19 protein-coding genes are annotated in these 17,262 nt (G+C 42.2%); 2 read left to right on the top strand and 17 right to left on the bottom strand.

Features of this window, described 5'->3' with window-relative positions; translation table 11 throughout:
• Positions 1 to 64: 64 nt before the first annotated feature.
• Together B3V56_RS03785 and B3V56_RS03780 are read right to left on the bottom strand one after the other, a co-directional pair.
• Positions 65 to 1,063, bottom strand: a complete 999-nt coding sequence (locus B3V56_RS03785; protein ID WP_289283693.1) for a FecR family protein — start codon at positions 1,061 to 1,063, stop codon at positions 65 to 67.
• Positions 1,063 to 1,611: a sigma-70 family RNA polymerase sigma factor gene (locus tag B3V56_RS03780; protein WP_289283692.1), complete on the bottom strand. Its 549-nt coding sequence runs from the start codon at positions 1,609 to 1,611 to the stop codon at positions 1,063 to 1,065. Before B3V56_RS03780 ends, B3V56_RS03785 begins: the two co-directional genes overlap by 1 nt.
• Before the next feature lie 183 nt (positions 1,612 to 1,794).
• Between B3V56_RS03780 and B3V56_RS03775 the strand changes: the two genes are divergently transcribed.
• Positions 1,795 to 2,145 (top strand): VOC family protein, encoded by a 351-nt coding sequence (locus B3V56_RS03775; RefSeq protein ID WP_289283691.1) that lies wholly within the window; start codon positions 1,795 to 1,797, stop codon positions 2,143 to 2,145.
• 15 nt (positions 2,146 to 2,160) lie between these two features.
• On the opposite strand, the gene B3V56_RS03770 is transcribed toward B3V56_RS03775, so the two are convergent.
• From B3V56_RS03770 to B3V56_RS03705, 14 genes are all read right to left on the bottom strand, one after another.
• Positions 2,161 to 2,592 (bottom strand): MgtC/SapB family protein, encoded by a 432-nt coding sequence (locus B3V56_RS03770; protein ID WP_289243579.1) that lies wholly within the window; start codon positions 2,590 to 2,592, stop codon positions 2,161 to 2,163.
• 49 nt (positions 2,593 to 2,641) lie between these two features.
• Entirely contained in the window at positions 2,642 to 3,166 is a 525-nt protein-coding gene (locus B3V56_RS03765) for a lipocalin family protein (protein ID WP_286305974.1), read from the bottom strand.
• A gap of 89 nt (positions 3,167 to 3,255) precedes the next feature.
• A complete protein-coding gene (locus tag B3V56_RS03760; RefSeq protein WP_286305973.1) occupies positions 3,256 to 3,651 on the bottom strand; it encodes an MAPEG family protein in 396 nt (131 codons plus the stop codon).
• 12 nt (positions 3,652 to 3,663) lie between these two features.
• Entirely contained in the window at positions 3,664 to 4,668 is a 1,005-nt protein-coding gene (locus B3V56_RS03755) for an alpha/beta fold hydrolase (protein WP_289283696.1), read from the bottom strand.
• Between the two features lie 52 nt (positions 4,669 to 4,720).
• Positions 4,721 to 5,188 (bottom strand): DM13 domain-containing protein, encoded by a 468-nt coding sequence (locus B3V56_RS03750; RefSeq protein ID WP_286305971.1) that lies wholly within the window; start codon positions 5,186 to 5,188, stop codon positions 4,721 to 4,723.
• A gap of 23 nt (positions 5,189 to 5,211) precedes the next feature.
• A complete protein-coding gene (locus B3V56_RS03745) occupies positions 5,212 to 5,685 on the bottom strand; it encodes a DUF4124 domain-containing protein (protein WP_289283690.1) in 474 nt (157 codons plus the stop codon).
• Between the two features lie 34 nt (positions 5,686 to 5,719).
• A complete protein-coding gene (locus tag B3V56_RS03740) occupies positions 5,720 to 6,724 on the bottom strand; it encodes a class 1 fructose-bisphosphatase (protein ID WP_289283689.1) in 1,005 nt (334 codons plus the stop codon).
• Positions 6,725 to 6,814: 90 nt separating this feature from the next.
• Positions 6,815 to 7,630 (bottom strand): formylmethanofuran dehydrogenase subunit C, encoded by an 816-nt coding sequence (locus tag B3V56_RS03735; protein WP_289283688.1) that lies wholly within the window; start codon positions 7,628 to 7,630, stop codon positions 6,815 to 6,817.
• The gene (gene fhcD / locus B3V56_RS03730) at positions 7,627 to 8,526 is read right to left on the bottom strand and encodes a formylmethanofuran--tetrahydromethanopterin N-formyltransferase (protein ID WP_007144228.1); all 900 of its coding nucleotides are present in this window, start codon (positions 8,524 to 8,526) and stop codon (positions 7,627 to 7,629) included. The genes B3V56_RS03735 and fhcD overlap by 4 nt, the downstream gene beginning before the upstream one ends.
• Positions 8,523 to 10,190, bottom strand: a complete 1,668-nt coding sequence (locus tag B3V56_RS03725) for a formylmethanofuran dehydrogenase subunit A (RefSeq protein WP_289283980.1) — start codon at positions 10,188 to 10,190, stop codon at positions 8,523 to 8,525. The genes fhcD and B3V56_RS03725 overlap by 4 nt, the downstream gene beginning before the upstream one ends.
• Before the next feature lie 13 nt (positions 10,191 to 10,203).
• Positions 10,204 to 11,478, bottom strand: coding sequence for a formylmethanofuran dehydrogenase subunit B (locus B3V56_RS03720; RefSeq protein WP_289283979.1), 1,275 nt, complete (start codon positions 11,476 to 11,478; stop codon positions 10,204 to 10,206).
• Between the two features lie 102 nt (positions 11,479 to 11,580).
• Positions 11,581 to 12,177 (bottom strand): SPOR domain-containing protein, encoded by a 597-nt coding sequence (locus tag B3V56_RS03715; RefSeq protein WP_286305965.1) that lies wholly within the window; start codon positions 12,175 to 12,177, stop codon positions 11,581 to 11,583.
• 11 nt (positions 12,178 to 12,188) lie between these two features.
• On the bottom strand, positions 12,189 to 13,946 hold the full coding sequence (gene argS / locus B3V56_RS03710; protein WP_289283685.1) for an arginine--tRNA ligase: 1,758 nt from the start codon (positions 13,944 to 13,946) through the stop codon (positions 12,189 to 12,191).
• A gap of 105 nt (positions 13,947 to 14,051) precedes the next feature.
• On the bottom strand, positions 14,052 to 16,235 hold the full coding sequence (locus tag B3V56_RS03705) for a primosomal protein N' (RefSeq protein ID WP_289283684.1): 2,184 nt from the start codon (positions 16,233 to 16,235) through the stop codon (positions 14,052 to 14,054).
• Positions 16,236 to 16,521: 286 nt separating this feature from the next.
• Between B3V56_RS03705 and folA the strand changes: the two genes are divergently transcribed.
• Positions 16,522 to 17,019, top strand: coding sequence for a type 3 dihydrofolate reductase (gene folA, locus B3V56_RS03700; protein ID WP_289283683.1), 498 nt, complete (start codon positions 16,522 to 16,524; stop codon positions 17,017 to 17,019).
• On the opposite strand, the gene B3V56_RS03695 is transcribed toward folA, so the two are convergent.
• Positions 16,997 to 17,239 (bottom strand): TIGR02647 family protein, encoded by a 243-nt coding sequence (locus B3V56_RS03695; protein ID WP_286305960.1) that lies wholly within the window; start codon positions 17,237 to 17,239, stop codon positions 16,997 to 16,999. The genes folA and B3V56_RS03695 overlap by 23 nt on opposite strands.
• Positions 17,240 to 17,262: the final 23 nt, after the last annotated feature.

The following is a 17,262-nucleotide window of genomic DNA, read 5'->3' as shown; positions in this document are numbered from 1 at the left end:
TTTCATTTGTCTTATTAACGTTGACGAATGAGATAAGGAAATCACCACCAAGAACATCATTTTATTATTTTGATGTCATCGTAATCGTTGTCCACCACGGAGTGAGTGTGCTGACTTTTATTGGGAATGAATCTGCTAATAAGGCTAATGCCTCCAGCGGCTTATCTAGAGGCAGTACCGCTGAGACATGATAATTATCTAACGGTTGATCATCAAAGTAGATATACCCTTTATGAAAACGACTCAGAATCGCAAGCACATCCCCTAACGGCATACCATCCACCATTAACTGGTGTTTGTCCCACATCAAGCTTGCATCGCTGACACTAAAGTCAGTAACCTTCCCCAGATGTTCTGCATAAACACGAATCTGCTGACCTGGGTGAAGAGGTTTAACATCACACCCTTGTCGCTGACAGGTCGCCGCTACACTAGATTCGATCACTTTCAGTAAACTGTAATCGTCCCGCTTATCCACACTAAACTCTGTACCCAGAGCGGTGAGACGACCGTGCTCTGTTCTCACTACAAACGGTCGCTGCGGATTTTTACTGACCTTGAGTCGTATTTCCCCTTTCAACAGATGAATGGTTCGTTGAGTGTTATTAAAATCGACATTAATAGCACTATCACTACTCAGTGTGATAACTGAATTATCTGCCAGGGTGAAGGATTGCCATTGTCCCACATCTGTTTTTTTATCAGCCATCATCAGCGTAATGCTATTTGGCGACCAAGTAAGTATTGGCAGAAAAACGACCATTAGCAGCACAAATGTTTTTGCCAGGGTTTGCCAGGAATGTTGATGATGTCTGTCATTGACCGAGACAGATAATGCCGCCTTCGATGCTGACCGGGGGAATTGCTGAATACTGCCCAACATGGCGTTTAACTTATCCACCGCATCGGCATGGCGCGGATCCCGGTTTTTCCAGTCAAAGTAGGCTTGTTTTTGTGCTGCTGATGGTGGGTTTTCTTCATCAGACATTAACACAAACCACTCTGCAGCTTGAGTAGCGATGTTTTCCGAATCAGTCCTTTCAGCTGATGAACTCGTGACCATTAATACGACTCTGTTTCAAACACTTGCTGACAGGCGACTAAACTTTGAATCAAATATTTCTGCACCATGCTCGTGGATACACCCAGTTTTTTGGCAATAGCAGACTGGGTTAAACCATCAATATGCCGAAGAATAAAAGCTTGCCTGACATGTATAGGTAACTTATCTAACGCCTGAGAAATATTATCCAATGCATTGATCGCCACATAAACATCTTCTTCTGATGGTATTGGTTCAGCATCATCCAAGCTAACTTTTAACTCTTCTAAATACGCTTGTTCCAATAAAGAGCGGCGCCGTTTATCAATTAATAAGCGTTTGGCAATGGTCAGCAACCAAGGACGAGGTTCTTCGATTTGAGTTAAATCTCTTTGCTTACTGATAACATTAACAAAGGTGTCCTGTGTGAGATCTTTGGCATTTTGTGAACAGCCTAATTTTTTACATAACCATCCAGTCAACCAATAGTGATGATTTTCATACAACGAGGTGATGAAACTGCTTTCATCACTCGGCTGATTAAAAGCAATCTGTTTATTACTCGACATGTTCAGCGGTGAAACCGTAAAAGATATTAATGATAACTATTATCATTTAAACACATATCGTATGCAAACTTTTGTTTTTATTAGAAAGCAAATTTATTTCATTTGCATACAACTGTATTATTCCATCTATAAAACAGATTTACAGTTAGTGTCTCAACTTAAGCGATACTGCCGGAGAAAAGAATGAAACAAACGGGAAAAATTAACTACCTTGAAATTCCTTCTCAGGATTTAGACAAAACCAAAGCTTTTTTTAGTCATGTGTTCGGGTGGAAATTTATTGATTATGGTCCAGATTATATAGCCATCGAAGACGCGGGTATTGATGGTGGATTTTATAGAACGCCACTTTCATCGACTCAAGATGCCGGTAGCGTGTTGATTGTGCTTTATAGCGAAACGTTAGAGACTACCCTTGAACACGTAAGAGCGGCTGGCGGTGAAATTGTTAAAGACATTTTTTCATTCCCCGGTGGACGCCGTTTTCATTTTACAGATCCAAATGGTAATGAATATGCAGTCTGGTCCGAATAAACTCACACTCACTTTTTATGATTCATGGCGTCGTTTCAGGTAGCTACCAAATTGAAAGATAAGAAAACCTATCAGCGACAGAACAATAGCAATTTCATACCTACGGTAAGCGACTGAAAGCCCTATTGCACCTGTTAACCATATTCCAGCCGCATTGGCTGTTCCCATCGCTCTACCAGACTCTTTAACAATAGCACCACCACCGATGAATCCCATACCGGTAATCACGCCATACATCACTCGTGCTTCCGCATCACTTCCTTGATAGACATCCATTGCGACTAGCATAAAGGCACAACAAGCAATAGACACTAAAGGATAGGTTCTTAAACCGGCCCCCCCGGTATCGACATATTCTCTATTCATTGCGATAGGTAGAGCTAGGATAAAAGCAATACCGATTTGATATAAATTAAACCAAACCTGATCAAAGTTAATTTCGGGCATGATGCTATCTCATTGAGTTGTAAGTCCTACCATGCCATTAGCGAGTACTTTAATTCAACGTTTTTTGTTCAACAAACAAGAGTTCTTCGGTATCAAATCCAGCTGCTTTTGCTTTATTGATAAAGCGTTGTTTTACCTCATCAGACACTGTAGGTGTTCGTGAGAGTAACCATAAATAATCATGATTCGGACCCGAAACAAAGGCATAACGATAATCATCATCTAGTTCAAAGATGACATAACTTCCATAGAATGGACCAAAAAATGAAACTTTCAGATGACCTTTATGAGGACCATCAACAAAGTAGGCTTTACCTTCTGCTTGTTTCCACTCTTTTTCTTCTGCTGAGTAACCACGGTTAATCACTTTGACACCACCATCTCCTTTTAGAGAATATTGTGCCGTGACGTTACTTAACCCCCGCTCAAAGCCATGATCTAATCTGGCTATTTCATACCAATTTCCGAGATAGCGATTTAGAACAAAATTATCTACTGCTGTCACGCCTTTTGGTGTGCCAGTACAAGCCACAGCGCTGATAACTAAAAAAAACAGCATCCCGAATAGACGCATATCTCTCTCCTTTGATTATTATTATGGATGAGGCAATATCAGTAGGACACAAACAGGCGCTATTGTTTCCCTTTAGACACTATAAAAAACTAAAATGCCAGTAAGGCTTTGACTCCAATGTATACAGCACTAAAAAAGCCAATCAAAAATACTAGCGAACGATATGTATCCATATCGAGAATATAGAATAGCGGATGGAACAGTCGGCTTAATAAGAACAAACCCGCCGGGTAACTAAAATCTGCCAGGTTCAGGCCTGAGGCGTAGGCCAACAAGCTCATAGCAGAAAATAAAATCAATGACTCCCAAGCATTATGTTGAGCGGCGAGTACCCGAGCACCCAAACCGGTCATATGTGCTTGTTGTGCACGTGGGTAATGGTTATCAAATTTGCCAAACTGTTTATATCGACAATAGCCACCTAACATGGCCAATAACATTGGTAGAATCGCTACAATAAATAACACCCATAATAGAACTGGCATAAATCACTCGCTTTATTTAGAAAACACATTGTTTAATGCATTCATCAATGACTGTTGAAAACGTTCAGGATCTTGAATTTGAGGAGAATGCCCCAAGTCATCGAATAACACTAAATGGGATCCTGAAATCGCTTTTGCTGTTTTTTTCGCTAACACTGAGTAATTACCCAGTCGTTTTTTCACCTCATCAGAGACGAAAGCTTTACCAATCGCGGTATTGTCTTTTTCGCCAATAAATAACCAGGTCGGCACCGAAAGCTGATCAAATTCATGCACTACAGGTTGCGTTAGAATCATGTCGTAGTGAATGGCCGACAACCAGGCTGAATCTTCCTTATCTGCCTTGTATGGCATCATCAACATATCGATCCAGTGTTGATAATCATCACGCCACTGACCGGCATAATAGGTGTTTTGCTGATAGTTTCTGGCTTTTTTAGCGGTCAGACCTAACTGGTTTTTATACCAGTCTTTAATCGACACATAAGGCACACCTTTCGCTAACCAATCTTCGAGCCCAATGGGGTTTACTAGAAATAAAGCATCAACATTATCCGGATACAATAGGGCATAACGTGTGGCTAGCATTCCACCCATTGAATGTCCGACCACCACTGCTTTATCAATATTTAACTGGTTTAACAGGCTTCTGCTATTGGTTGCCAGTTGATGAAAGCTGTACTGATAATCAATAGGCTTGGATGATTTGCAAAAGCCTATCTGGTCGATTGCCACAACACGATAACCGGCAGCTGACAGCGTGCGGATAGTCTCCCCCCATGTGGCTGCACAGAAGTTTTTACCATGTAACAGAACGACGGTTTTCCCGTTCGCTTCAGTAGTCGGTTTTACATCCATATATGCCATTTCAAGCTGCTTTTTCTGGCTGGAAAGAGACATAAACTGGACTGGATAAGGATAGTCAAAATTCTCTAATCTGAAACCGGATTTATTCTTTGCTGATGCGGCGCTGCAGATGAGCAACAAAACGACAAAAAAACTCAGGACGCGGAACATAGATGTCATCACTACCTTATTACCTTTTTAAACTTAGTTTGCCTTAACATCATTAATGATATTTGGCGGCTGTAATGAAAATATTAAATGATTCACACCAAATCACTACAGCCTGATAATCAGTCGGACTAATACCCTCAGGCATATCCAGCATAAAACCATTAAAGGTTCTGACATCACCTACTTTTATCATCTTATCTTTATTGGCTAGAAACGCTTGTTTCGTTTCAACAAACAGAGGAGATAAATACAACTTGTAATCTGGACCAGGTGTAATCTGTCCATCAAAGGCGATCTTGTCAGCACTGATGTAGACCGTGCCGCTACCATAATGCAGCACATCACTCCCCTCAAGATCACGTTCAAAGTCGCCGGTGAATAGTGCTGAGGTGGCCACTTGACCAATCTCAACCATCGAAGGTTTATCTGGCTGCGTGAGAATAGGTAATGCATAAATGCCCAAGGCAAACCCCATTACCAGCATGACACTATGAGTGAGTAACAGTAATACTTTCTTCATCGCACTCCCCTCTCATATGACTATCATCGTTGAGCAGATAGCGTTTGTATATGGTTTTTATTGTTTTCTATTTCCTGCTGTAAGTGTTTTATTTCTTGTAAATGCTGTTGCAGCACTACTCGCATATTTTCTAATACTGTGGGATCACGTGTAGCAACCATGCCATTACCCACATCATAAGTCTGCTGCTGCAAGGCCTCATATTTCGCCTTATTTTCTACCGCCAAATCATCAATTTGGCGTTGTAGCGCTATATTCTTTTTCTTGAGCGTTAAAATTTCTTGAATTCGCGCACCTTCTTTGTAAGCGGCCGTGCGTTGCTTTTGTTGATCAATATCGTCTTTAGAAGACTGATGAAGTCGTATGTCAACCTTTTCAGACTGTGACAGGCAAGGTTTATCCTGAAAATGCATCTGGCCTTTTTCAGCACATTTATAAATATCTGCCTGAGCAACCATGCTGATGCCCAGACTTAGCAACAATAAAACACGTAACATCCTTAACCTCCAAAATCCTTTTGGGATGGACAACTCAAAGATGATAAGACTCCAGTCTTTCTACCTCATGTTTTGAGCCCAGAATAACGGGTACACGCTGATGAATAGATTCGGGTTGAAGCGACAGAATACGTTCTCTACCCGTACTACTAGCCCCTCCTGCTTGCTCAATGATAAAACTCATCGGGTTGGCTTCATACAGCAGTCGTAACTTCCCACCTTGCTGTGCGATACGACTATCGAGTGGATACATAAAAATCCCTCCACGTGTCAAAATGCGATAGACTTCGGCGACCATGGAAGCATTCCAGCGCATATTAAAATTCTTCTCGCGCACACCATCTACACCTTGAATACATTCATCAATATAGCGTTTAACAGGCGGTTCCCAAAAACGCTGGTTCGACATATTAATTGCAAACTCAGACGTGTCCTCTGGGATCTGCATATTCGGATGAGTCAAAATAAACTCACCCACTTCTCTATCCAAGGTAAAGCCATTTACACCAAAACCAGTGGTAAGAATGAGCATAGTGGTGGGACCATACACACAAAATCCGGCGCAGACTTGCTCTGTGCCTTTTTGTAGAAAATGTTCGTGACTGGGATTTTCAATGCCTTCAGGGCAGCGTAATACAGAAAAGATGGTACCTACGCTCAGATTGATATCGATATTGCTCGATCCATCTAATGGGTCAAAACAAAGTAAGTACTTACCTTTTGGGTAATCATCAGAAATAGTGATAATGTCATCGATTTCTTCTGACACCATCGCCGCCAGATGACCGGTCCAGTTTAAGTGCTCCACCATGACATCATTGGTCAGAATATCGAGTTTTTTCTGATGCTCGCCCTGCACATTATTGCTGTTAGCGTAGCCTTCCAGACCTAAAATACTACTTCGATTGACCAGGTTTGCGATTTTTTTACAGGCACTAATGACATCATTCAACAGTCCTGTTAAATCACCTGTCGCTGATGGGTGAGCACGTTGCGTTTCAACAATGAGTTGATTAACTGATTGTCCGATATCAGACATAAAGACATCCCCGTCATTAACACATTAAAGCTATCATCATTTCTAACACGGAGAGAAAAGAAACCCGGCTAGAAGCCGGGTTTTTCTGGTTTAAATCTTAATTAAAATCTCACCCATGCCTATGCCGGAAACATCACCAGCATAGCGTTGAACACGTGAAAAAGGTTCAATCTCGGCAAACTTGGTATCAAACTTTTTAAATGACGCAAACATCAGCGGCAAAAACGCTAATGTATGTGAACCACAATCATTAAAGTTAGCAGATATACCTTGTTTCGGTGCTGAGGTCAGTAATAAGGTGCCACGTTTCATCGCGTAACCAAAATGTTTACCCACGTTACCTAATACGGCAATCGTACCTGACACCATTCTTGAGCCACAGTAATCACCGGCATCACCTTCAATAAAGATATAACCGCGACGCATGTGATCACCTGTTCTTGCACCCGTATTACCAGTGACAATCACAGTACCACCCGTCATACCATTCTTATAACCAATACGGGCACCACCCAGGAAATCACCGGCATTACCATTAACCTTAATGGTACCGCCTTTCATTTCACAGGCAGTGTAAATGCCGGTATTACCATTAACGGTGATATCGCCAGCTTCCATAAACTGTCCAAGATAAGCGCCTGCATTTCCAGCCACAGTTATCTTACCCGTGGTCATTGCATGACCGATATGATCCAGTTTATCTGAGGCTTTAGCGAAATGAATATTCGCAACATCATCACCCTGAATATCAAAAATCTCATCCGTACGTACAGCTTGGTTACCAACCACTAGGGTGGTTGCTGCAATTTCCGCCGTTGTTTTATCAGCCAATTTGTCGGCTGTTAATGGTGAACAATCCACCCGCTGTGCAGGTGATGTTTTTAACGTGAATGTTAATGCACTCATGCCATGATCTCCTGCAAGTGGAAGTGGTATGGACCTAATTTACCGCCATAGTTACCCGCGCTGATACGACGAATACCATTTTCAGCACCTAAATCACAGACCGCCTGTATACCCACACGCATTGCTTTATCAATATCTTCTTTGGTCAAACCGTCAATTACAATTTCCATGACCGATTCAACTTCTGGTGATAAATCACTCTTAGTCTGACCTTTTAAGGTCGGACAGAAAGCATCATTGGTAGACGCATTCAGCGCTTTAAACTTGGAGCCCACTTTAGAACCTGACCTTACAACTCCGCCCGGGAAAGGCATGATGACGTTTGGAATTTTTCTCATTTCTTCAATCGCTGCTTCACACGCCGCTAATGCTTGCGCTTGTGATTCAGCTAAGACCAGGAAGTTACCACCGCCGACAGAGTCATGAACACCGGTCTTTTCCTGTGTTAAAAACTCACCATCCATGACAGGAATACGCCAGTAACGTTTACCATCAATCATTTTCGAAATCTGGAAACCGTCACCGAAATAACGCAAGTTCTGACCTAGAGCGATTTCTTTTTCGCTGTTATCCAGTCCAGAAAACAAGGCTGATGTAGGTGACGTTAAAATACATTGGCCAGCACGCGTTTCTACTTGTTTCGCCAGACCTTTACCACCCATTGCAAAGATAAGTACTGAGACACCTGGACGACCATCCGGTGTTTCACTCGGATCCAGTTCGCGCTCAATACCTGCTTCACAACCACAGGCGATAACAGAAGTCGCAAAACCGGTGAATGCTTGTGCTGAAATCATGGCCCATTTGGCATTTAATGCTGTAATAATCAGCCGTGTGCCTTTCATTGGAAAAGCTTCAGCAAACGTCTCATCTATTGTGACGCCGTTGATAATCATAACTTGCCTCCCTTTTTCAACGGCTGTACGGTCAAGCTGCCACGGCCATCATCAACAATTTCGTCATCACTGATTTTAAAGTTACCCATCGTCATCGTGTGATATTTATCGAAGTATTCTTTTAAAGGTTTTTCAATACCTTTGTCATACTCAGGTTTGACCACATGAGTCGTTCCCCAAATGACTTTCACCAGCTCGCCGTTTTTCACAACAATATTGCCATCTTTAAACACATAATCAGGTGAGGTGAACATTTTTTCACGATCAGCATGATCGGTATACACCGTAATATCTGCAGCAGCACCGACACCTAAATGACCACGGTCAGCCAGTCCAACCAGTTTTGCTGCACCAGCACGCGTCATGATAGCAATATCATAAAGACTGTATTCACGATCCAATGAGGCTAGATGTGTGGCATTTTGTGCTTCTGGATGCAGCGTAGACAGCATATCGTTACGGAAAGACTTATCCATCAATAACTTAATTAAATGTGGGTAGCTGGTAAACGGTGCGCCATTGGGGTGATCTGTGGTCAGGAAGATACGCCATGGATCATCCACCATCAGGAAGGTTTCCAGACCGATCATCCATTGCAAGGCATTTACAAAGCTTTGATCTTTGTATTTGAATGGGACAACACCACAACCACCATCACATTCGATATCCATACACACCCATTTATTAGGATGGGCATGTTTGCTGCCATCAAACTGACGCATATTATCGCCAGAGGCGGTCACTGTCTGACCAAACAGAATCTGACCAACGTCAACGGTGATATTTTTGTTTCTATTGATAGATTCAGCGATCTCAGCTGCACCTGATGAGAATTTAAAGTCACCTTCAGTGCCATAACTATGGAACTGAATATGGGTTAAATGCATCGGCAAGCCTTCAATACCTTGAATCGTATCGAGTGTCGTATCTTTGTTACCTGGTACACCTAGATTACAACCATGAACATGTAAAGGATGTGGCACACCCAGTTCAGTCACCGCACGAGATAAACGCTGCAAAATCTCACGTGGAGAGACGTTATAAAAACTGTTTTTCTCATCCAGATCCAACTTACGTTGGTTAAATTTAAATGCATTAATACCACCGGGATTAACCACTTTCAAACCAATAGCCTGACTGTGTGTTAATGTCCAGGCCACATAGTTATTAATGGCTTCCTGATCTTCATTGGCCGCCATCATGCGTAATAGGAAGTCATCGCTTCCCAACATGGCATAACCACCTTTATCGATAATCGGTGTGTCATGCATTTCCATATGTGCCTGACGCGCATTAACTGGCATCACCGCAGGTTCAAATCCGGCTGTGTAGCCCATTTCAGCGTAACGATAGCCTGTTGTTAGCGTACTTGGTGCAGCATGACCGCTACCGCTTCGCATGAGTTCTGTACGTTCAATTAACGATTCGGCATGATCTTCCGGTAGCATAGTACGGGCAATATTGACTTTACCGCCACCAATGTGGGTGTGCATGTCGATCGCGCCAGACATAACGACTTTGCCACGGACATCAATTTCTTCGTCGACTTTTCCATCCGCTGGTGCGTCTACTATGCGACCATCGCGGATATAAATATCTCTCACTACATCATTTTGCCCATGTTCTGGGTCAAAAATGCGTCCACCTGTTAATTTTGTCAGCATATTTTTTCTCCGTTTACAGGGCTTTCTCAACAGCCGTTAATACCTCATGTGTGCTGGGTAAACCACTGTCACGTAATTTTGTAAGTGGAAGTGATACTGAGCTATCACAACGGAATGTTCGTCCTACATGGTCGATACCGGGAACCCCCACCGGGATAAAGACTTCCGGTTCACTCTCAAACGTCATTCCAGAGCGGCCTAAAACAACTGTTGCTGCGTCAGTTTTTGGTGGCGTTAACTTCGTGTTGAAACTGGAAATCCAAAGCAGACAGTCCACTTCTCCCTCATCCAGCATACGTTGCCCACGGTTCAGGAAGGGATCGTAATCAGGCATATTTCTGCTGAAGCTGGTTCGCATCGGATAGCCAGCTTGCCAGGATGACACGGCATTCACTGTGGTATCACCATCTTTACCCCCCAACATTAATCCATTACAGCGCGTGGTTTCATTGACCTCTTTGATCATTTCACACAGGTTTTGAATGCTTGCTTCAGCATGCTCCATACTCATTTCAGAGCCAGACCAAGTAAGTACAGAGTATTTTGCAGTATTAATTTTTTCTGCCAGCTCAGCAAGTTCGGAAGTGGCTATCCCACCCACAGATTCTGACTGAATTGTTTTGCCTTTGACTAAGGCCCTTAATACAGAAATGACTTCTGGCAAATCATCAATATCACACGGTAATACACTGGCTTTTCTACCTGCAGGAGAGGTGGAAGCGTCACCAGAAGGTGATTTACCGAGATAAATAACTTCCCTTGACTCAATATCCTGACCAAACATACTTTCTTGTGGCCAGATCATGCGCTCATAAAACCGAGGAAAGCCTTTTTCGATATCACTACCGACAACAATCAACAAATCAACACGATTTCTGACCTCAGTCAGTGTGGTTGTCATGTAACCAGTGTCTTGTAGTACCAGAATATTTTTGAAAGCGTTATCAGAATAAAAACTATCAACCGTAGCTCGCGTCATATCGGCGAGTGACATTGCCGCCCTGGCACCATTTAAATCAGTCGCCATTCCACCTATTAGAGGTTGTTTGCTTGATTTCAGCAAACCTGCAATGTGATTGACTGCTTGTTCAAATGAAACATCCTGACCTTTTATTCGTGGTGAAAGATCAGTTATCGGTGTCTCAAAACCAGGTTTGGTGACCGCATCGCCATTCTCTTTCACCGTGATGGTATTACCCTTGACTTCGATGACCAAATCATCAGAAGCAATACCACAAAAAGGACTGACTACATCTTCAAAGATGTGAGTTTCTGTATTGTCCGTCATGTCGGTGTCCTCAATTACTCAAATTACAAAACTGAAATCAGTAGCGCTTGATAATAAACAGCCTGGACCATGACAGTCACGAATTTATTCAACTTTCTATTATCAATTGTGTTTGGCCCGTAACAGTAGCGAGTCGATATTATTTTCACGTAATTGCTTTTGCAAAGCATCTGCCTTGCTGCGACCAGCAATAGGACCCACCTGAACTCGATGCCAGGTTTCTTTATTGTCTATAGTAACGCTCTGAACTTTAGACTCAATACCTAATAAGGCTAACTTCGCGCGAAAACCGTCCGCATCCGCAGCCCTCTTGAAGGAACCAACTTGTATCATATAGCTGACATCAGTTTCAGCTGACGTTTCCGCTTCTGTACTATTTGTGGCCTCAGCAGCATCTGAATCATCAGAAGGCGAAGTGACGATCGGTTGTGACCCTTTATTTTTCTTATCCACCATCACTTCCATCTCAGGGAGTAAGGTATAAAAATCAAATGTGGGTTCCACCCCTTCCTTCTTTTCAGGCTTTTTCTGCTGTTTAGACTCTGTTGTTTTTACACTACCAGACTTATCGGCTGGAACATTATCTTTAAGGTGCAGTAAAAACATCACAAAAGCACCAACAGCAAAGCTCAACAACATCGGTCCCCATGGCAGGGAACGGGATGATGGCTCGTTACGTGTATTTCTTTTTGCCGCCAAAGCTCAACCTCTTACATCGACTCAGGCGCTGAAACACCCATCACAGATAAGGCATTATTAATGACTTGTCTGACTGCTGAGACCAGTAATAAACGTGCCTGACTTAACTCCACATCATCCACAATAAATTGATGTGCGTTGTAATAAGCATGGAAATCTCTAGCCAAATCAGTCAGATAGTGAGCCAACAAATGAGGGGTATGATTTAATGCTGCTGTTTCCAGAATTTCTGGATAACGTGACAGCATCGTCATTAATGTCTCTTCCTGAGGTTCTGTCAGTTTGTTCAGGTACTGTTTTGCAATATCTGGATTCCAGTCTTGTCCGCGCTCAGCCAGCTGTCTGAAAACACTACACACACGAGCATGAGCATACTGTACGTAATACACGGGGTTATCATTGCTTTGAGATTTTGCGAGCTCCAGATCAAAATCCATATGCTGATCAGCGCCACGCATCACATAAAAGAAACGTGCTGCGTCTTTACCCACTTCGTTACGTAATTCACGCAACGTTACAAACTCACCGCTTCGGGTAGACATACCTACTTTTTCAGTTCCCCGGTATAACACCGCAAACTGCACTAATAAGACATTTAATTTGTCTGCATCAAGTTGCATTGACTCGACAGCCGCTTTAACGCGTGGGATGTACCCATGGTGATCAGCACCCCAGATATCAATGATGCGATCAAAACCACGTTGGTATTTGTTGAGGTGATAAGCAATATCAGAAGCAAAATAGGTAGCTTGGCCATTGTCACGCACAACAACACGATCTTTTTCATCACCAAATGCCGTGGATTTAAACCACCATGCCCCTTTGTCCTGGTACAAGTGACCAGCAGCTTTGAGGACTTCAACCGCTTTGTCTACATCGCCTGACTCAACGAGGGAACGTTCGGAAAACCATTCGTCATACTCTGTACCAAACTCAGCCAAGTCATCACGAATGTCATTCAGGATGGCATTGAGACCTTTATCAAAAATAATCCGATAATTGGCTTCGCCTAATAAGCTTTTCGCTTTATTGGTCAATGCATCAATATGCATTTCTTTGTCGCCACCATCTGGCTCATCCGCAGGGATATCTTCAAAAACCTGACTGGCCGAAAGTAAAAACTGGTTACCGAACTCAGTTTTTAACTCACCTGCAATATTTCTTACATATTCGCCTTGATAACCATTACTCGGGAAAGTAAACACTTCACCAGATTCATCCAAATAACGCAGCCAGACACTGGTAGCCAGTATATCCATTTGTCTGCCGGCATCATTCACATAATATTCACGGTGAACGTCAAAACCGACCGCGGATAGCAGGCTACTCACAACAGAGCCATAAGCAGCACCACGACCATGCCCGACATGCAAAGGTCCAGTTGGATTCGCGGAAACGTACTCTACCTGTACCTTCTTACCCTGCCCAACTTGGCTTAAACCAAACTTTTCACCTTGCTCAAGTACATCTGTGATGACTTTCTGATTCGCTTCAGCAGAAAGGAAAAAATTGATAAATCCAGGGCCGGCAATCTCAACATTGGTGACAAACTCTGTCGCGGGCAATACTTCAACGATTTCGGTGGCAATTTGACGAGGATTCATTTTGGCTGGTTTGGCCAGCATCATCGCAATATTAGAGGCAAAATCACCATGAGATTTATCTTTAGTTCGCTCTATCTGTATCTCAGGTAGCTCAATGTCTAAAGCGTGTTTTTGAATAAACGTAGATAAAGCCTGACCGAGCAGGTTTTTCAGTTGATTTTTCAACGTTAATGAACCTTGAATGCAATTTGAATAGTGTCGCGCATTTTACCCGATCATCCACTCGGTTTACATCCTTGATTGTCTCAAGTTTGACTGCTGTATGACTGTTTAAAGAATATCGACCGGATCGATATCAATAGACCACCTTACCCTCCGCGCCAGTTTATGCCTTGAAATCACACTGATATGTTGATCCAACAGTTGGTGTAAGGGTTTTCGTTGTGTACTACTTAGTAATAATTGTGCTCTGAATCGTCCTCCCTTTTTTTCCATAATGGCAGGGACAGGACCTAAAATGAGGACATCCTCAGCGAGTTGTTGATGACACTGTGCGCTGAATGCTTCTAAAAAAGCGGTGGCTTCTTCTCTATCAGCAGACTCAGCGCGAATGACCGCCCAGTTTGATGCTGGAGGTAATGCCATTTCTATTCGTTCTTGTAATAGACTTTCTGCCGTTTTTTTGTATCCATTGGTGATCAATGTTTTCCAGAAATCATGTGCGGGCTGTTCAGTCTGAATAATAACTTCACCAGACTTTTCTCCTCTTCCAGCCCTTCCTGTGACTTGAGTAATCATTTGTGCCAGATTTTCTGTGGCTCTGAAGTCTGCACTATATAAGCCCTGATCCGTATCAAGCACCCCCACTAAAGTCACATCATGGAAGTCATGACCTTTTGCCAGCATTTGCGTGCCCACTAAAATTCGCGCTTCTCCCTGTTTGATATCAGCGACTAAGTCAGAAAAAGCATTTACTCTTTGTGTGGTATCACGATCTACCCTACTCACCGGTGTTTCGGGAAAGAGTTGTTGTAAATGCTGCTCTATTTTTTCTGTACCGGCTCCATAGCTTTTAAGAGAGGTGGATTCACATTCAGGGCATTCATCAACTAAACGCTGAATATAGCCACAATGATGACAAAACAGTATATGACGATGCTGATGAACCACCATTCTTGCATCACAATGTTTACATTTTGCTTGCCAGCCACAGTCGTGACACATCAACACGGGAGCATAACCACGCCGATTAATAAACAAAATGACTTGATTGCCCGCATCAAGATGTTTTTTTATTGCCTTAAGTAGGATGTCACTAAAACCGTGATCAGGATTAGCCTGACTACAATCAACTAAACGTACTTTGGGTAATTGAGCACTTCCTGCACGTTGTGTTAATTCCAGAAGTTCAAAGCGTTGTTTTTTTACTTGATACAAACTTTCCAGAGAAGGCGTCGCACTTCCCATTACGATAGGAATATCGTACTTCTGAGCTCTAATCAACGCGACATTTCTGGCGTGATAGCGCAAACCATCTTGTTGCTTGTAAGAACTGTCATGTTCTTCGTCAATAATGATAAGGCCAGGTTGGCTTAAAGGAGTAAAAACGGCAGAGCGTGTACCAATAATGACATGAGCTAATCCTGCTTTTGCTAATAGCCAGGCTTGTTTTCTCTCTTTATCAGACACGGATGAGTTTAAGATGACAATGGTTGTATTCAACCTTTTCTTGAATCGATCAACAAATTGACTCGTTAGACCAATTTCTGGGATAAGTATTAATACTTGTTGATTGTCCTTTAACACCCTTTCAGTGAGTTCAATATAGACTTCCGTCTTACCACTTCCTGTTATTCCTTCTAGCAAAAACGGTTGAAATCGTTCCTTTTTTTTCCAAACGTTTTCTACAATGTTTTGTTGTTGATCATTAAGTTCTAAATCAAAATGAAGTTCATTCCTTGCTATCGGTAACTTTGCTTTCTGTTGTTGCGATATAAGACCTGCTGTTTCAAGCGATTTTAGAGAAGTATTAATATTTCCAAGGTAATGCTTTAGCTGGGATTGACTGATGCCGTCAGGATAATCATTAAGTAAATCTAAGCACTGCTGTTGTTTCGACCCTATTTTTTTCTCTACGGTTTTGTTAGTTCTGCTCCACCAATTTTCTGTCTCGATTTCTGCAGGTTTGCCTGTTCTTAAGAGTTTAGGTAAAGCCGTTTGGAAACATTCTCCTAAAGGATGATGATAATAACGGCTTACCCATAACAATGTTTGCATTAACTCTTTTGGAATGAGGGGCTCATTGTCTAATTTTTCTTCAATGGGTTTTAACTTGGCAATTTCTGTTTGTTCAGTGACTTCGCTAATTTTCATAACGATGCCAGTACAGAGTCGGTTCGCAAAGTTTATTTTTACTCGTGCTCCTATCTTCCACTCTGTGATGGGTAAGTCAGAGGTGTAATCAAACAATTGTCTGAGAGGACACGGTACGCTAATGTGAAGTATGCAAGTCATTAATTAAACATAAAGAAAGAAAGATATTTTTTTAGTGATGTTAATGATTTATGCCTGTGGATTGTTGGATAGTTCTTATTACAACATATAAATCAATATTTTATCTGTGTTAGGACATGTTAATAACTACAAAGCTGCGCAGTCTAAATCTTGTGGATAAAAAGACGAGTTATCCACAGGAAAAGTTATCCACAACTTGTGATCGATCTTATAGGGATCTTATACAGCAGTTATCATGGATAAAATTTAGTCTTAATTGGGCAATAAAAAGGTCTTCGGAGAGTCAATGAAAATAGCAATGATTGTGGCAATGGATGAGCAAGGTGTGATTGGTAAAGATAATGATTTACCTTGGAAAATATCAGCGGATTTACAGTTTTTTAAACGGACAACAATGGGCAAACCCATCATTATGGGTAGAAATACACATGAATCTATCGGTAGACCTTTGCCAGGCAGGCGAAATATTGTCGTGACGACCCAACAGGGCTACATCGCACAAGGCTGTGAAGTCGTCCACTCTTTGGAGCAAGCTCTTGAAGAGTGTAAGGATGTGGATGAAGTGATGATAATGGGAGGTGCATCGTTATATAAACAATGCTTCCCACTATGCGACAAACTCTATATTACTCAAGTCCATACCACGATTGATGGTGGAGATACCTGGTTTCCAGAATGGGATCGTTCCGACTGGACTTTACTGAGTTCAGAAGACCATCAAGCCGATGAAAAAAATCAATATGACTATAGTTTCAGACTTTTTAAACGGATTCAGAACGTATGATTTGTAAAGCGTGCTGTAAGTGTTCAGCCGCTTCATAACCGAGATCGGTCAGATAGCCACCATCATGTTGACTGATAAGTCCTTTTTTATATAGGTTCTCAGTGGCATCAATCATTTCCTGTCTGGCATTATGATGGACTTTAATACCCGCCTGAGTGCTATCCAGAGGGAACTGAAGTAAGACTTCGATTTCTTCTATTAGGTATTTGTTGATTGTCATTGTCTGAGCCCTTTGTTGTATTT

The organism is Methylophaga sp. UBA2513 (genome assembly GCF_002341285.1).
GTDB lineage: Bacteria > Pseudomonadota > Gammaproteobacteria > Nitrosococcales > Methylophagaceae > Methylophaga > Methylophaga marina.
Note: the sequence above shows the minus strand (reverse complement) of the source record. Positions and strands in the feature narration are given on the sequence as shown.

Coding starts and splice junctions, on each gene's coding strand:
- B3V56_RS03760 (WP_286305973.1), bottom strand. CDS start 3,651: ATGCCAGTTCTATTATGGGTGTTATTTATTGTAGCGATTCTACCAATG.
- B3V56_RS03725 (WP_289283980.1), bottom strand. CDS start 10,190: ATGCTGACAAAATTAACAGGTGGACGCATTTTTGACCCAGAACATGGG.
- B3V56_RS03740 (WP_289283689.1), bottom strand. CDS start 6,724: ATGTCTGATATCGGACAATCAGTTAATCAACTCATTGTTGAAACGCAA.
- B3V56_RS03785 (WP_289283693.1), bottom strand. CDS start 1,063: ATGGTCACGAGTTCATCAGCTGAAAGGACTGATTCGGAAAACATCGCT.
- B3V56_RS03770 (WP_289243579.1), bottom strand. CDS start 2,592: ATGCCCGAAATTAACTTTGATCAGGTTTGGTTTAATTTATATCAAATC.
- B3V56_RS03735 (WP_289283688.1), bottom strand. CDS start 7,630: ATGAGTGCATTAACATTCACGTTAAAAACATCACCTGCACAGCGGGTG.
- B3V56_RS03765 (WP_286305974.1), bottom strand. CDS start 3,166: ATGCGTCTATTCGGGATGCTGTTTTTTTTAGTTATCAGCGCTGTGGCT.
- B3V56_RS03755 (WP_289283696.1), bottom strand. CDS start 4,668: ATGTTCCGCGTCCTGAGTTTTTTTGTCGTTTTGTTGCTCATCTGCAGC.
- fhcD (WP_007144228.1), bottom strand. CDS start 8,526: ATGATTATCAACGGCGTCACAATAGATGAGACGTTTGCTGAAGCTTTT.
- B3V56_RS03695 (WP_286305960.1), bottom strand. CDS start 17,239: ATGACAATCAACAAATACCTAATAGAAGAAATCGAAGTCTTACTTCAG.
- B3V56_RS03745 (WP_289283690.1), bottom strand. CDS start 5,685: ATGTTACGTGTTTTATTGTTGCTAAGTCTGGGCATCAGCATGGTTGCT.
- B3V56_RS03720 (WP_289283979.1), bottom strand. CDS start 11,478: ATGACGGACAATACAGAAACTCACATCTTTGAAGATGTAGTCAGTCCT.
- B3V56_RS03775 (WP_289283691.1), top strand. CDS start 1,795: ATGAAACAAACGGGAAAAATTAACTACCTTGAAATTCCTTCTCAGGAT.
- B3V56_RS03780 (WP_289283692.1), bottom strand. CDS start 1,611: ATGTCGAGTAATAAACAGATTGCTTTTAATCAGCCGAGTGATGAAAGC.
- folA (WP_289283683.1), top strand. CDS start 16,522: ATGAAAATAGCAATGATTGTGGCAATGGATGAGCAAGGTGTGATTGGT.
- B3V56_RS03705 (WP_289283684.1), bottom strand. CDS start 16,235: ATGACTTGCATACTTCACATTAGCGTACCGTGTCCTCTCAGACAATTG.
- B3V56_RS03750 (WP_286305971.1), bottom strand. CDS start 5,188: ATGAAGAAAGTATTACTGTTACTCACTCATAGTGTCATGCTGGTAATG.